The organism is Roseovarius sp. D0-M9 (assembly GCF_037083805.1).
GTDB lineage: Bacteria > Pseudomonadota > Alphaproteobacteria > Rhodobacterales > Rhodobacteraceae > Roseovarius.
The window spans coordinates 47,331-61,428 of record NZ_JBAPKZ010000002.1; the positions used below are offsets into that span (position 1 = coordinate 47,331).

Consider the following 14,098-nt stretch of genomic DNA (forward strand, 5'->3'; position numbering starts at 1 on the left):
TTGCACGCACCTCGCGGCGCAGGTAGCGTTCCGCCATGCGATATTCCGGATACGCCCCCCTCGTCGATCCCGCCCGCCACAGCGCTGCACTGTGGCGGCTTTTTCTGGGCGTGCTCATGGTCATCGCCGTCTTTCTGGCGCTGTCGCTGGTCTATGGCTGGCTCTGCACGCGGTTTCTGCCACCCGAAACATGGGGCATTGATGGCCGCGGTATCGAAGAGGCGACGACGCCGGGCGGCGCGCTGGTCAACCTCTATGCCTTCGGGATGTTGATCCTGGCGCTGGCGGTGGTCCTGCCCATCCTGCACAAACGCGGCCTCGGCAGCCTGATTGGCAGTGCACGCCTTGCCACACGGCAGGGCGGGCGTGTGCTTCTTTATGTGCTGGGCGTCTATATTGCGGCATCGACGCTGCAACTGGTCGATCCCATCCCGCTTGAGCCGGGCTTGGCGCTGGCCCGCTGGCTGCCACTACTGCCCCTGATCCTTCTGGGCCTGCTGATCCAGACCGGCGCCGAAGAGCTACTTTTTCGCGGCTACCTCCAAAGCCAACTGGCGGCGCGGTTTGCAAATCCGGCCATATGGATGATCTTGCCCGCGATCCTCTTTGGCCTTCTGCACTACCAGCCCGGCGTGATGGGCGATGCGGCGTGGGTCATCGTGATCTGGGCGACGCTCTTTGGCCTCGTCGCCGCAGACCTCACCGCGCGCAGCGGCACCCTCGGGCCGGCTATCGCGCTGCATGTCTTCAACAATTTCGCCGCCATCGCCATCACGGCCCCAACGGGCTATTTCGATGGTCTGGCCCTCGCCACCTATCCGTTTGGCCCAGACGATACCGCGCTGATGCTGCAATGGATGCCGGTGGATCTGGGCATTCTCTTCTGCTCGTATCTGGCCGCGCGCCTCGCACTGCGGGTCTGATTGCAATTCCGCCCCGCGCGGCTTATTTCAAGGCAAATCGTAGCGATAGGCAGGCCACATGAACTGGATCACGAACTACATGCGTCCGCGCATCAACTCGATCTTCTCGCGCCGCGAGATGCCCGAGAACCTGTGGACCAAGTGCGACGAATGCGGATCCATGCTGTTCCATCGGGAACTGAGCCAGAATCTGAACGTCTGCACCAATTGCGGCCATCACATGAACATCACGCCGCGCGCGCGGTTCAAGGCACTCTTTGACGACGGCACCTTCACTGAGGTGTCCGTGCCAGCCCCCAAGGCCGATCCGCTGCATTTTCGCGATCAGAAACGCTATCCCGACCGGCTGAAAGCCGCGCAGAAATCCACTGGCGAAAAAGAGGCGATGCTGGTCGCGACCGGCGAGATCGGGCGCACGCCCATCGTGGCCGCGGCGCAGGATTTCACCTTCATGGCCGGGTCGATGGGCATGTATGTGGGCAACGCGATCATCGCGGCCGCCGAGGCGGCGGTGAAACACAAGCGGCCCCTGATCCTGTTCTCGGCTGCGGGCGGCGCGCGCATGCAGGAGGGTATTCTCAGCCTCATGCAGATGCCGCGCACCACCGTCGCCATCCAGATGCTGAAGGAAGCGAACCTGCCCTATATCGTGGTGCTGACGCATCCCACGACGGGCGGCGTCACCGCCTCATATGCCATGCTGGGGGACGTGCAGATCGCCGAGCCGAACGCGCTGATCTGCTTTGCCGGTCCGCGCGTCATCGAACAGACGATCCGGGAAAAGCTGCCCGAGGGGTTCCAGCGCGCCGAATACCTGCTGGACCATGGGATGCTCGACCGCGTCACGCCCAGGCCCAAGATGCGCGAAGAGTTGATCGTCATCACCCGCATGCTGCTGGGCCTGACGCCCGCCATCGCAGGGGATCTGCCCGCCCCCTCGCAGGACGAGACCAAGCCCGAGGCACCGGCCACTGATGAGGGCGCGCCTGAGACCAAATCCAAGGCCAAGCCCGACGACAAGGCCGCGCCCGGCGCCCAATCCGGGGCAACCACCGGGGCATCATCCAAGACAGCGGACTCGGACAAACCTTCGTCCAAGGCGTCGGCCAAAAAATGAGCAGCGCCGGATCCGATGTCATCCTCGATAGGATGATGGCGCTCCACCCCAAGATCATCGACCTGACGCTGGACCGCGTCTGGCGCCTGCTGGGCGCGCTGGGCGATCCCCAAAACGATCTGCCACCCGTGATTCACATCGCCGGGACGAACGGCAAGGGCAGCACGCAGGCCATGATCCGCGCCGGCCTCGAGGCGGCGGGGCACAGCGTGCATGCCTATACCTCGCCGCATCTGGCACGGTTTCACGAACGGATCCGGCTGGCGGGTCAGTTGATCACCGAAGATGCGCTGAGCGCGGTTCTGGACGAGTGTTACTCTGCCAATGGCGCGGGCAGCATCACGTATTTCGAGATCACGACCTGCGCCGCCCTTTTGGCCATGGCGCGCACGCCTGCCGATTTCACCCTGCTCGAAGTCGGCCTTGGCGGACGGCTCGATGCGACGAACGTCGTGGCACGCCCCGCACTGACCATCATCACGCCGATCAGCATCGATCACGAGCAATATCTGGGCAACACGCTCGCCAAGATCGCCTTTGAAAAGGCGGGCATCATCAAGCGCGGCGTGCCGTGCGTCGTCGGCCCCCAAGCGGATGAGGCGATGGACGTGATCGAAGAGGTTGCAGACCTGCATGGCGCCCCCCTGCTGGCGCACGGCCAGCAGTGGCATGTCAGCGCCGAGCGCGGGCGCATGATCTATCAGGACGAAAGCGGCCTGCTAGACCTGCCCCTGCCCAATCTGCCCGGCGCGCATCAGATCGAGAACGCGGGCGCCGCCCTTGCCGCCCTGCGCCATCTGGCGATGGGCGAAGTCGCCGCCGAAGCGGCTGTCGCGCGCGCCGAGTGGCCCGCCCGGATGCAGCGGCTGGACCGAGGCGCGCTGGCCGACGCCGCACCCCACGCCGAGCTGTGGCTGGATGGCGGGCACAACGCATCGGCAGGCGAGGCGCTGGGACGCCATCTGGCCAGCCTGCCTTCCCGGCCCACTCATCTGATCTGCGGCATGCTCAATACCAAGGACATCGCAGGCTATCTGCGCCCGCTTGCCGCGCAGGCGTGCAGCCTGACGGCCCTGTCCATCCCCGGTGAGGCAAACACCCTGCCTGCCGAAGTGACGGCGGCCGCCGCCAGTGCCGCGGGGTTGGAGGCCTATGTGGCACCCGATCTGCGCAGCGCCTTGGACCGGATCATCGCAGACGAACCGGGCGCGCGCGTTCTGATTTGTGGATCGCTCTATCTTGCCGGGCACGTCTTGCGGGAAAATGGCTGACAGATCCCGAAATTTTTTTCTCCCGTCTAAATACCCGGAAACGATTCGGAATTTTCCCCAGTGGCCTGTTTGAAACGGCTCCCAGCCACCCGCGCGCACATCATGTAGGTTGACCGTTTTGCTCGTTTGCGCCTATATCTTGCGTTACGGACTAAATATAGACGTAATTGTCCACGTTTTATCCCCGCGTTGGAGACATCCACAGTGCAAAGCCTCGCCGCCATGATGATCTGCATAACTGGTCGGGCCCATGAGTCACGCGGCGCTGCTGTCCTTGGGGTTTCTCGCGGTCACTGGCGCCCTCACCACCGTGGTGCCTGAAACCAAAGCCCAGCCCCGATGACTGGCCTGAAACCAGTCATTCCAAACAAGAGTTAGAGACGCAGGCAGAAGACGAAACGACCCGAGCAAATGATCGAGGGGCCGAACCAACGGCCCCCTTTCATTTTTCAGGGTGGCAGTTTTCAGGGGCGCCCGCCTGCAATACATGCTCATGAAGCCGAGAAATCGCCAGTTCGCAGCGCGCTCTAGACATGAAAAAAACCCGGCACCATTCGGAGCCGGGTTTAATGTTGTCAAAGTGATTTGCTGACCTCAGTGCAGCTTGGCTTCCACCGTGTTGATGCCTTCGTCGATCAGCTTGTTCGCGTCGGTAGCGCTCATCTGCTTGGCGATCACGTCGCGGGCCGCCGCAACGGCGATGGCCACGGCGCGGTCACGCACCTCGCGCACGGCGCCGGCCTCAGCCGAAGCGATGCGGTCTTCTGCGGCTTGCATGCGGCGCGCGATCGACTTCTTGAGATCTTCGCGGGCTTGCTCGGAGGCAGCTTTTGCTTCGGTCTTGGCTTGGGCAACGATGCGATCGGCCTGCGCCTGCACGTCCTTTTGCTGACGCTCGAACGACGCCAGCAGAGCCTGGGCCTCTTCGCGCAGGGCACGGGCCTCGTCCAGTTCGGATTTGATCCCGTCGGCGCGCTTGTCCAGCATTGCGCCGACCTTGCCCGGCACCTTGAGATACACAAGGAACGCCACGAAGAGGATGAAGGCGATCAACACGACAAAGTCGGTGTTGCCCAGCGAGAAGAAGGGGCCCGTGGCAGCCAGCGCAGGGCTGGCGGCGGTGAGCGCGATCAGGGTTGCTATCAGGCGCATGGGCTTACCCTTTCATCTGCGAAGTGACGGCGGCGTTGACGGTCTTGGCGTCGGCGGTGCCACCCATCGCGGCTACGATTTCCTTGGCGGTGTCCTTGGCCACGTCCTTGACCGACTCCAGCGCATTGGCGCGGATCTCGTCGATTGCCTTCTCGCCTTCGGCGGTCTTGGCAGCAATCTCGGCGTCGGCCTTGGCCATTGCCTCGTCAAGGTCGGCTTTGATGCCTGCCTTGGTCTCGGCGATGATGTCGTTTGCGTTGCTGCGCGCATCGGCCAGCGCCTTTTCGTAGGCGGCCTCTGCCTCGCTTGCCTTGACCTTGAGGTCTTCGGCGGCGGCGATGTCATTGGTGATGGTGCCCTGACGCTCGGCCAGGACGGCTGCGATGCGCGGCAGCGCGATGCGCGACAGCACAAAGAAGATCACGACGAGTGTGACCAGCAGCCAGAAAATCTGATTGCCCATCCAGTCGGGGCAAAGCTGCGGCAGGCCGATCGCTCCGCCATAGGAGTTGACGCACTGACTGGCTGTCGCTGCGGCGGTCTCGGTAGCCATGGATTAGTCCTTTCTCAGGAAACCTACCTGTCAAGAGAGGGTGAAGGGCAGCACGCCCTTCACCCATCCCGTAAGGATCTGTCGTGCGTGTTCTTAGACGGCGAACATCAGCAGAAGCGCGACGAGGAACGAGAAGATCCCCAGCGCTTCGGCGAATGCGATGCCGATGAACATGGTGGCCGTCTGGCCAGCGGCGGCCGAGGGATTGCGCAGGGCGCCGGCCAGGAAGTTGCCGACAACATTGCCCACACCGACGGCTGCGCCGCCCATGCCGACGGATGCCAGACCTGCGCCGATGAATGCGCCCATTGTTGCGATATCGCCTTCCATGAGATGTCTCCTTACTGTGGAATTTGCGTTATTTCGGTCGTTCTGTCCGGCAGGACCCCCTGCCGGTATTCCTTGCCTGCGGATCAGTGCGCCGGGTGCAGCGCATCCTTGAGATAGACGCAGGTCAGAATGGTAAAGACGTAGGCCTGAATGAAGGCCACGAGGATTTCGAGCGCGTAGATCGCCGAGATCGCAAGGATCGAGAGCGGCGTCACAGCCAGACCGATCCCCGTCGAGATGATGATCATCGGCGCAAAGGCCGCGAACACCTTCATCACGGCGTGGCCCGCCATCATGTTGCCCGCCAGACGAATGGAGTGGCTGACGGGGCGCACGAAGTAGGAAATCACTTCGATCAGCGCCAGAACGGGTCGCAGCGGCAGCGGCGCGGCACTGATCCAGAAGAGACCAAGGAAGCCCGCGCCATGCTTGACGAAGCCGATGACGGTGACGGACACAAAGACCAGCATCGCCAGCAAGGCGGTCACGCCGATGTGGCTGGTCGTGGTGAATGCGCCGGGCAGCAGGCCAACGAAGTTCGCCATGAGGACGAACATAAAGATCGTCATGATATAAGGGAAGTAGGGCAGCGCATCGCGGCCCGCGACATCCTCGACCATCTTGCGGATAAAGCCGTAGCACAGCTCGGCGATCGACTGCATCCGGGTCGGGATCGACTGGCGGCTGGAAGAGCCGAGAACCAGGAGCGCGAAGGTTGCCAGAACGGCGATTGCCATCCAGAGCGTCAGGTTGGTCACGGTAAAGATGCCGACGTCACCATCGCCAAAAAGCGGCTTGATGATGAACTGGTCCATCGGGTGGAACACGAGGCCCGTGGTTTCTCCGGCTGCTGCGTCAGTCGCCATCTTTTGCCCTCTCGTCTCGACCGCTCTCGGCGGCCTGCTGGTCTGCGGCCTGTTCGGCCTCTTGGGTTTGCTGGATCTCCTGCGCGCTGCGGATCATCACCTTGATCCCTGCCGCGAGGCCCAGCAATGTGAAGAGCACCAGAAAAATGGGCAACGTGCCCAACAGGCGATCCAGCCCGTATCCGATGCCGAAGCCGATCAGCAGACCGGCCACCAATTCTATCACCATGCGCCAGGCAAGTTGTGCCTGCGAATAATGCTCGTCCGTGTGCGGCTTGATCTCCTTGGGCGTCTTGAGCGCGTCGATCTTGGCCTCGAGATCGCGAAGCCTGGCGCGATGTTCGGGGTCAGTCACAATGCGTGCCCTCGGATGCGGACGGTTGGCGCATTGCTATGCGGCGGGGGCGCCCGAGTCAAGCGCGGGCGCGCCATGGCTGCGATGCGCTCAAGACACTGTTTCAATTGAGTATTTTCAGAACAATGAAAGGTGTGGCCGCGCGCGCAGAGGCCCGCCGGAGGTTAATCCGGGAGCCAAGCCTTATTCAACCTTTTGGTTTACTTAGCATGAGTGCGGCCGGGGCCGGGCCCGCGGCACGCCTAGCGCACCACGAAGACCGAGCATTTGGCATGCTGCGCGATGTAGCCGCCGTGCGACGCAAAGATATGCTCCATCATACCGGGTTCGCGGGAGGCCATGATGACCAGATCGGCGCCGATGTCGTCGATGGATTGCATCAGCTTTTGTGTGGTATCGACTGCCGGGTCGTTGGAAACAACGGGATGCGCCTCGACATCGGTGCCGTATTGATCGCGCAGGCCAGCCGCAAAGTCATCGAGCGTCTGACCGAACTCGCTGGGATTGTGGCCAAGGCTGCCGGGGAGGTCGCCGCCCACGCTGACGACGTGCACCTTGGCGCCGTACGACTTAGCCAATTCGCCCGCGAGATCGAGGGCCTTTTGCTGCTTGTCCTTGTGGACAAGGTCGACGGGAACCATGATGTGAGTGAACATGAACGTTCCTTTCGTGTTTTCAACTTCGAATGGGCCAACCATGCCTGACCGCCCCGACGCCGCAATTGATCTGGCGCAACTCTTGAGGTTTCGATGATCGGATCGCTGGACCTGACCTTTGCGGCACTGGCCGACCCGACGCGGCGCGCGATACTGTCGATGCTGCTGGAAGACGACATGGCCGTAACGGATGTGGCAGAGCCGTTCGAGATGAGCCTGGCCGCGATTTCCAAACATCTGGGGATATTGGGCCGCGCTGGGCTGATCAGTCAAGAGCGGCGGGGGCGCGTCAAATGGTGCAAGCTGGAGCCGGGCGGCCTGCGTGCGGCCTCGGTCTGGATGCAGGGGTTTGGCCAGTTCGAGCCTGTGGATCTGGATGCGTTCGAGGTCTTTCTGGCGGCGCAGTTTAGCGCCCGGACGGACAGCGAGAAAGGCTGACCGGCGCGCGGATGCCGCCGGTCAGCCTTTGGGGTGCGGCCTCAGAGAACGAACTGGACGATGGCCAGAACGATCACCACGAGACCGACGAGATAAATGATACTACGCATGGGATGTCCCTCTTTGCTTTGATTGTCATTGAGGCGCCAACGCAGTGTCAGACCGAATGGTTCCGGGTTGAAGGCCGCGCCCTGACCGGCACTTCTTCGTTTTTGAGCAACATAACCAACGCCGCGATGGTCAGCATGACCCCCGCCAGCACCACCGCAGGCGGCAAAGGCAGGCCCAGCGCGGCCTGCCAGCCGATCACCCAAGTGGGCAGCAGATAGGTGTAGGCCATCACCTTGGCACTGGGCAGTTTCAGCGATGCGTATTGCAGCAACACGATGGTCAGCGCCGTGGCAAAGACGGTGATATAGGCCAACGTGATCCAGACGATGGCCGGCATGGCGGCCCACTCCATCCCGGCGAGGTCGCGCGCGCCCAGCACCGCCAGGATCACCGCCGCCGCCGCGATCGTGCCAAAGGACATGATGACAGGCGATTGGGCGCGGTTCAGCTTGCGCACCAGCGGTGTGTAGATGGCATGCGCCGCGCACCCCCAGAAGAACAGCACCTCGCCCCGGCCGATGCGAAACTCCAACAGCATGGCAAGATCCGCGCGAAAGATCACCCAGAGCGCGCCTGCGGCCCCCACAGCCAGCGCCGCCCCCATGCGCCGCGTAATGACCTGCCGCAAAAGGACGTATCCCGCGATGCCCGACAGGATCGGCGAGAGCGTGAACACCGCCGAAAGCGATACTGGCGGCGCTGTTTTCAGCGCCTCGAACATCAGCACGAAGTATCCCGCCAGCAGCCCGCCCAGCAGCAGGTAGCGCCACGGTGCCTCGAAATCACGCCGCGTGATGTCGGCCCTCGAGACGGCCCAGACACCCAGAACGCAGGCCGCCATGACAAAACGCATGGCGTTCATCGCCGCCGGCGCGATATGTGGCGCCGCCAGCGCACCCAGCGCAAAGGAGCCTGCGATCAGACCTGAAAAGGCCAGCATCGCCAGGTGGCCGCGCAGGGCGTCGCTCATTCCCCTGTCCAGTCAGCCACCCGGCCCTTGAGAAACGCGGTCAGCGCCTTCACCTTGGCCGTGCGGTGCAGATCGACATGGCTGAGCAACCACAGTGGAACCGACCATTCGGGGCGCGGCGGCGCGACCTGCACCAGATCCGACAGGGTATCGGCCCTCGTGCACGGCATGAAGCCGATGCCCGCGCCCGCCTCGATGGCAGACCATTGGGCATGGGCGTCGTCGCTGCGAAAGGCCACTGCCTCGGGGGGCAGGGCCTGCGTCATCCAGCGGGCGTGCGGGGCCCGCGTTGCACGGTCGGCAGCGCCGACCATACGGTGGCCATCCAATGCGTCCGAGCTTTCGGGCAGGCCATGCCGGGCCACATAGCTGGCCGAGGCATAAAGCGCCGTCGCCTCGTGAAAGAAGGGCTGCACCACATTGTCGGGCTGATCGGGCGCGGCACCTGCACGGATGGCGACATGCGCCTCGCCATACTCCAGCCGAAAGAGGCGGTCCCCGGTCAGGTAGCGCACGGTCAATCCGGGGTGGGCATGCTGGAACTCAGCCAGCGCTGGCACCAGAAAATGGTTGAATGCGGCCAGCGAGGTGACGACCAGATCGCCGCTGACGTCATCACCATGCCCCTTGATCCGCCCGGCGAGCTGGGCAAAGCGCTCGTCGGTCTCCTGGGCCACCCGCAAGAGGTCGGCGCCCGCCTCGGTCGGGGTATAGCCGCGCGCGTGCCGCTGAAAAAGGCGCACACCCAGCCGCGCTTCAAGCGCGTCAATATGGCGAATCACGGTGGCATGATGCACGCCAAGCGCGCCTGCCGCGCCGCTGACGGTGCCTGCGCGCGCCACGTGATAGGCGGTTCTGATCTCGTCCCAGTTGTCCATTGGTGACCTTTGGCTGCGGATGGAGGCGATACCGCGCAAGATGCGGATATGCACACTGTGATCCCATGTCCGGCCTGCGCGCAAGGTCTGCACGCCCGCTTGACTCGCGGCCCCCGCGCGTCTATCCAGCGCGCAACTCCCCCGGAAGCACTACGTCTTCCGGTCCCTTGGCCTTTGCCGGGATCGCCCTCCGTCAGCGCGTTTGCGCCCACGGGGGCCCTACCGGTTTGGTCCCTCATGACGGCAGCAGGAGCCGAGCGAGATGTTTGAAAATCTATCCGAACGCCTCTCCGGTGTCTTCGACCGCCTGACCAAGCAGGGATCGCTGAGCGAGGAGGACGTGAAGACCGCCCTGCGCGAGGTGCGCGTCGCCCTGCTGGAGGCAGACGTGTCGCTGCCGGTGGCGCGCGATTTCGTCAAGAAGGTGCAGGATCAGGCGACCGGCCAGTCGGTGCTGAAATCCATCACGCCCGGCCAGCAGGTCATCAAGATCGTGCACGACGCCCTGATCGAAACCCTGCGCGGCGAGGGCGATCCCGGCGCGCTCAAGATCGACAATGCGCCAGCCCCGATCCTGATGGTCGGCCTGCAAGGCTCGGGCAAGACGACGACCACCGCCAAGCTGGCCAAGCGCCTGACCGAACGGGATGGCAAGCGGGTGCTGATGGCCTCGCTCGACGTCAACCGCCCCGCTGCGATGGAGCAGCTGGCGATCCTCGGCACGCAGATCGGCGTCGACACCCTGCCCATCGTCAAGGGCGAGGATCCCGTCGCCATCGCCAAACGCGCCAAGACACAAGCCAGCCTCGGTGGCTACGATGTCTACATGCTCGACACTGCCGGGCGCCTCCATATCGACGCCGAATTGATTGCGCAGGCCGCCGCCGTGCGCGACGCGGTCAACCCGCGCGAGACGCTTCTGGTGGTCGATGGTCTTACCGGCCAGGACGCCGTCAATGTGGCCACGGAATTCGACGACAAGATCGGCGTGACCGGCGTCGTGCTGACCCGCATGGACGGCGACGGGCGCGGGGGCGCGGCCCTCAGCATGCGCGCCGTCACCGGCAAGCCGATCCGCTTTGTCGGCCTCGGCGAAAAGATGGACGCGATCGAGACCTTCGAAGCCGAGCGTATCGCAGGCCGCATCCTGGGGATGGGCGACATCGTCAGCCTCGTCGAAAAGGCGCAGCAGACCATAGAGGCCGAACAGGCCGAGCGCATGATGAAGCGCTTCCAGAAGGGTCAGTTCAACATGAACGACCTGCGGATGCAGCTGGAACAGATGCAAAAGATGGGCGGCATGGAATCGGTGATGGGCATGATGCCCGGCATGGGCAAGATGGCCAAGCAGGTGCAGGACGCAGGCTTTGATGACAAGATCATCGCGCGCCAGATCGCCCTCATCCAGTCGATGACCAAGAAAGAGCGTGCCAACCCCCAGATCCTGCAAGCCAGCCGCAAGAAACGCATCGCGCGCGGCGCGGGCCTTGAGGTCAGCCAGCTCAACCAGTTGCTGAAAATGCACCGCCAGATGGCGGACATGATGAAGAAGATGGGCAAGGGCGGCATGCTGAAACAGGCCATGAAGGGCATGTTCGGCAAGGGGGGCGGCCCCTCGCCCGAGGAATTGCAGGGCATGGACCCCAAGGCGCTGGAGGCGGCGGCCAAGAAGATGGGCGGCGGCCTGCCCGGCGGTATGGGGGGCATGGGCGGCTTTGGCGGCAAGTCCGGCGGCCTGCCCCAGGGCCTCTCGGGCTTCGGCAAGAAGAAGTGATCCCCATGCTTTCATTGTTCTGCAAATACTCCCGCCGGAGGCGTCCGGCACCCGCAACCCAGCCCGACCTGGCCGCGCCTGACCTGACCAGCGAGACATCGTCATGACCCAGATCCCCCGCATCGAGACCGACCGCCTGATCCTGCGCGCGCCCACCGCCGCAGACATCGAACCTGTGATCGCCTTCCTGATGGATCCGGTACGCGCCGCGGGCTTTGGCGTCGAGGCGACACGCGGCCGCGCTTGGCGCTGGTATGCGATGAACCTCGGCCATTGGGCGCTGCGCGGTTACGGCTATTTCATCATTGAGGACAAGGCCTCCGGCCAGCCCTGCGGGCTCACCGGCATCTGGGCGCCCGATGGCTGGCCCGAGCCCGAACTGGGGTATGTCGTCTTTGACGGCTTCGAGGGGCGCGGCATCGCCTTCGAGGCGGCGATGCGCGCGCGCGAATGGGCCTATACCGATCTGGGCCTGACCAGTGTTGGCTCGCATATCGTGCCGGGCAACAGCCGCTCGATCGCGCTGGCCGAGCGTATGGGCGCGCGCTACGAGCGCACCTACACCAATCCCTACATGGGCGAGGACATGATCTATCGCCATCCCTCGCCGGCCGAGCTTGGCCTTGCCCCCCGTGTCCGGGAGGAGGCGCAATGACCGCCGCCGCCGACAAGGCCGCCCAACTGCTCAAGGACCACCGCGACAGCATCGACCGGCTGGACGCGATCCTCGTCTATACCTTGGGCGAGCGGTTCAAGCACACCCAATCCGTCGGCCGTCTCAAGGCCGAGCATCAGCTTCCCCCGTCCGATCCCGCGCGCGAAGCCGCGCAGATCGCGCGTCTGGAGGATTTGGCAAATCAGGCCGATCTGGACCCCGAGTTTGCCAAGAAGTTCCTGAACTTCATCATCGCTGAAGTCATTCAGCATCACAAACAGCAGCAACCGTAATCAAATCCACCCCAAAACCCTACCAAACCCCAAGGAGACACCCCCATGGCCATGAAAATTCGCCTCGCCCGCGGCGGCAGCAAAAAGCGCCCCCATTATTCCATCGTCGCAGCCGACAGCCGCATGCCCCGCGACGGCCGCTTCATCGAAAAGCTCGGCACGTATAACCCGCTTCTGCCCAAGGACAGCGAAGAGCGCGTCAAGATGGACATCGAGCGCGTTCAGGCGTGGCTCGACAAGGGCGCGCAGCCGACCGACCGTGTCGCCCGCATGCTCGAAGCCGCAGGCGCACGCCCCAAGGCCGAGCGCGCGAACCTGAAGAAGGGCACGCCCGGCAAAAAGGCACAGGACCGCGCAGAAGAGCGCGCAGCCAAGGCCGCCGCGATCGAGGAGGCCAAGAACGCCCCCGCCGAAGCGCCTGCCGAAGAGGCCGCAGCCGAAGAGTAAGCCAGGGGAGCGTGCTGGAATGTCTCAGTTTTCCGAAGACTTCCAGGCGGAACTGGCCGATCTGATGCGCTGGCGGCGCGATGTGCGCCGCTTTCGCACGGATCCCGTGGACGAGGCAGTGCAAACGCGCTGCCTCGACGCGTTTCACATGGCCCCTTCCGTGGGGTTGAGCGAGCCTTGGCGCATCGTCGATGTGGCCAGCGATGCCGCCCGTGCCGCCGCGCGCGCAAATTTCGAGGCGGCCAACGCCGATGCGCTGGCCGGCTACGAGGGCGAGCGCGCGCAGACCTACGGCACGTTGAAGCTGTCGGGGATGCGCGACGCGCCGGTGCAACTGGCCGTCTATTGCGACGAGGATACGCCCAAGGGCGCGGGCCTCGGTGCTGCGACCATGCCCGAGATGCGGCGCTATTCGGTCGTCGGAGCCATCACGCATTACTGGCTGGCCGCGCGCGCGCAGGGCCTTGGCGTCGGCTGGGTGTCGATCCTCGATCCCGCGCGGCTTTCGCGTGATCTGGACGTGCCAGAGGCTTGGGGCCTGGTGGCCTATCTGTGCATCGGCTGGCCCGAAGCCGACAGCCTGACACCCGAGTTGCAGGCCGCCGGGTGGGAGACGCGGCAAACGCCCGCCGCGCCGATCCGGCGCTAGGGCCATGCTGCGCAAACCGATTTTCTGGGCGCTGCTCTTTCTTGCCGGATGGGGCTATGCCAAATATCAACACGCGCAGGACTGCGCAGCAGCAGGTGGGCAGGTGGTGCGCGGCCTCTGCCGGGGAGAGACGAGATGAGCGAACACGAGGACATGATCTGCATCGGGGCCATCGCCGGCTCCTTTGGGGTGCGCGGCGAGGTCCGCCTCAAGAGTTTTGCGGCCATCCCCGAGGATATCGCCGCTTACGGCGCGCTGACGCCTGAAGGCGGCGGGGCGCAGCACAGCGTTACCCTGACCGGCCAGACCAAGGGGGGCTTCACCGCGCGCCTGTCGGGTATCACCACCAAGGAAGACGCCGACGCGCTGCGCGGCGTGCGCCTGATGATCGCCCGCTCCAAGCTGCCCAGCCTGCCCGATGACGAATATTATCACGCCGATCTGGTGGGCCTTGCGGTGCATGACACCGGCGGCGCGCTGCTTGGTGAGGTCAAGACCGTGTTGAACCACGGCGCGTCGGACCTGCTGGAAATCGCCGTGCCCGGCACGCCCGAGACCGTGCTGCTTCCCTTCACGCAGGCGTCGGTGCCGACGGTCGATCTTGCTGGTCGCCGCATCGTGGCCGACCCACCCGAGGGGCTCTTTCCCGAAGACTGAGAT

At 64.2% G+C, this 14,098-nt stretch carries 19 protein-coding genes; 11 read left to right on the forward strand and 8 right to left on the reverse strand.

What is annotated here, in order from left to right; genetic code table 11:
- Window positions 1-35: 35 nt before the first annotated feature.
- Genes V8352_RS01935 through V8352_RS01945 form a run of 3 tightly spaced genes read left to right on the forward strand, consistent with a single transcriptional unit; the run spans window position 36 to window position 3,311 of the window.
- Window positions 36-923 (forward strand): CPBP family intramembrane glutamic endopeptidase, encoded by an 888-nt coding sequence (locus tag V8352_RS01935; protein ID WP_336422568.1) that lies wholly within the window; start codon window positions 36-38, stop codon window positions 921-923.
- A 58-nt stretch (window positions 924-981) separates the two neighbouring features.
- Window positions 982-2,040 carry an acetyl-CoA carboxylase, carboxyltransferase subunit beta gene (accD, locus tag V8352_RS01940; protein WP_336422569.1) on the forward strand — a complete coding sequence of 353 codons (1,059 nt, stop codon included), beginning with the start codon at window positions 982-984 and terminating at the stop codon, window positions 2,038-2,040.
- Complete coding sequence (locus V8352_RS01945) at window positions 2,037-3,311, forward strand: bifunctional folylpolyglutamate synthase/dihydrofolate synthase (protein WP_336422570.1); 1,275 nt, start codon at window positions 2,037-2,039, stop codon at window positions 3,309-3,311. The genes accD and V8352_RS01945 overlap by 4 nt, the downstream gene beginning before the upstream one ends.
- Before the next feature lie 594 nt (window positions 3,312-3,905).
- On the opposite strand, the gene V8352_RS01950 is transcribed toward V8352_RS01945, so the two are convergent.
- The 6 genes from V8352_RS01950 to V8352_RS01975 all read right to left on the reverse strand — a co-directional run bounded on the left by V8352_RS01950 (window position 3,906) and on the right by V8352_RS01975 (window position 7,223).
- Window positions 3,906-4,463 (reverse strand): F0F1 ATP synthase subunit B, encoded by a 558-nt coding sequence (locus V8352_RS01950; RefSeq protein ID WP_336422571.1) that lies wholly within the window; start codon window positions 4,461-4,463, stop codon window positions 3,906-3,908.
- Between the two features lie 4 nt (window positions 4,464-4,467).
- The gene (locus V8352_RS01955) at window positions 4,468-5,016 is read right to left on the reverse strand and encodes a F0F1 ATP synthase subunit B' (RefSeq protein WP_336422572.1); all 549 of its coding nucleotides are present in this window, start codon (window positions 5,014-5,016) and stop codon (window positions 4,468-4,470) included.
- A 93-nt stretch (window positions 5,017-5,109) separates the two neighbouring features.
- A complete protein-coding gene (locus V8352_RS01960; protein ID WP_336422573.1) occupies window positions 5,110-5,346 on the reverse strand; it encodes a F0F1 ATP synthase subunit C in 237 nt (78 codons plus the stop codon).
- A gap of 83 nt (window positions 5,347-5,429) precedes the next feature.
- Complete coding sequence (locus V8352_RS01965; protein ID WP_336422574.1) at window positions 5,430-6,212, reverse strand: F0F1 ATP synthase subunit A; 783 nt, start codon at window positions 6,210-6,212, stop codon at window positions 5,430-5,432.
- Complete coding sequence (locus V8352_RS01970) at window positions 6,202-6,567, reverse strand: AtpZ/AtpI family protein (RefSeq protein ID WP_336422575.1); 366 nt, start codon at window positions 6,565-6,567, stop codon at window positions 6,202-6,204. The genes V8352_RS01965 and V8352_RS01970 overlap by 11 nt, the downstream gene beginning before the upstream one ends.
- Window positions 6,568-6,809: 242 nt before the next feature.
- Window positions 6,810-7,223, reverse strand: a complete 414-nt coding sequence (locus V8352_RS01975; RefSeq protein WP_336422576.1) for a universal stress protein — start codon at window positions 7,221-7,223, stop codon at window positions 6,810-6,812.
- 93 nt (window positions 7,224-7,316) lie between these two features.
- Between V8352_RS01975 and V8352_RS01980 the strand changes: the two genes are divergently transcribed.
- On the forward strand, window positions 7,317-7,661 hold the full coding sequence (locus V8352_RS01980; RefSeq protein WP_336422577.1) for an ArsR/SmtB family transcription factor: 345 nt from the start codon (window positions 7,317-7,319) through the stop codon (window positions 7,659-7,661).
- 157 nt (window positions 7,662-7,818) lie between these two features.
- Here V8352_RS01980 and V8352_RS01985 read toward each other — a convergent pair whose 3' ends face one another.
- On the reverse strand, window positions 7,819-8,742 hold the full coding sequence (locus V8352_RS01985) for a DMT family transporter (protein WP_336422578.1): 924 nt from the start codon (window positions 8,740-8,742) through the stop codon (window positions 7,819-7,821).
- The gene (locus V8352_RS01990) at window positions 8,739-9,620 is read right to left on the reverse strand and encodes a LysR family transcriptional regulator (RefSeq protein ID WP_336422778.1); all 882 of its coding nucleotides are present in this window, start codon (window positions 9,618-9,620) and stop codon (window positions 8,739-8,741) included. The genes V8352_RS01985 and V8352_RS01990 overlap by 4 nt, the downstream gene beginning before the upstream one ends.
- Before the next feature lie 262 nt (window positions 9,621-9,882).
- Between V8352_RS01990 and ffh the strand changes: the two genes are divergently transcribed.
- From ffh to rimM, 7 genes are all read left to right on the forward strand, one after another.
- Window positions 9,883-11,394 (forward strand): signal recognition particle protein, encoded by a 1,512-nt coding sequence (ffh, locus tag V8352_RS01995; protein WP_336422579.1) that lies wholly within the window; start codon window positions 9,883-9,885, stop codon window positions 11,392-11,394.
- A 103-nt stretch (window positions 11,395-11,497) separates the two neighbouring features.
- The gene (locus V8352_RS02000; RefSeq protein ID WP_442970930.1) at window positions 11,498-12,049 is read left to right on the forward strand and encodes a GNAT family N-acetyltransferase; all 552 of its coding nucleotides are present in this window, start codon (window positions 11,498-11,500) and stop codon (window positions 12,047-12,049) included.
- On the forward strand, window positions 12,046-12,342 hold the full coding sequence (locus V8352_RS02005; protein ID WP_336422580.1) for a chorismate mutase: 297 nt from the start codon (window positions 12,046-12,048) through the stop codon (window positions 12,340-12,342). The genes V8352_RS02000 and V8352_RS02005 overlap by 4 nt, the downstream gene beginning before the upstream one ends.
- 45 nt (window positions 12,343-12,387) lie before the next feature.
- Window positions 12,388-12,789, forward strand: a complete 402-nt coding sequence (gene rpsP, locus V8352_RS02010) for a 30S ribosomal protein S16 (protein WP_336422581.1) — start codon at window positions 12,388-12,390, stop codon at window positions 12,787-12,789.
- 19 nt (window positions 12,790-12,808) lie between these two features.
- Window positions 12,809-13,438, forward strand: coding sequence for a 5,6-dimethylbenzimidazole synthase (gene bluB / locus V8352_RS02015; protein WP_336422582.1), 630 nt, complete (start codon window positions 12,809-12,811; stop codon window positions 13,436-13,438).
- Between the two features lie 4 nt (window positions 13,439-13,442).
- Window positions 13,443-13,577, forward strand: a complete 135-nt coding sequence (locus tag V8352_RS02020) for a hypothetical protein (RefSeq protein WP_336422583.1) — start codon at window positions 13,443-13,445, stop codon at window positions 13,575-13,577.
- Window positions 13,574-14,095, forward strand: a complete 522-nt coding sequence (gene rimM / locus V8352_RS02025; RefSeq protein ID WP_336422584.1) for a ribosome maturation factor RimM — start codon at window positions 13,574-13,576, stop codon at window positions 14,093-14,095. The genes V8352_RS02020 and rimM overlap by 4 nt, the downstream gene beginning before the upstream one ends.
- The last annotated feature ends 3 nt before the right edge of the window (window positions 14,096-14,098 follow it).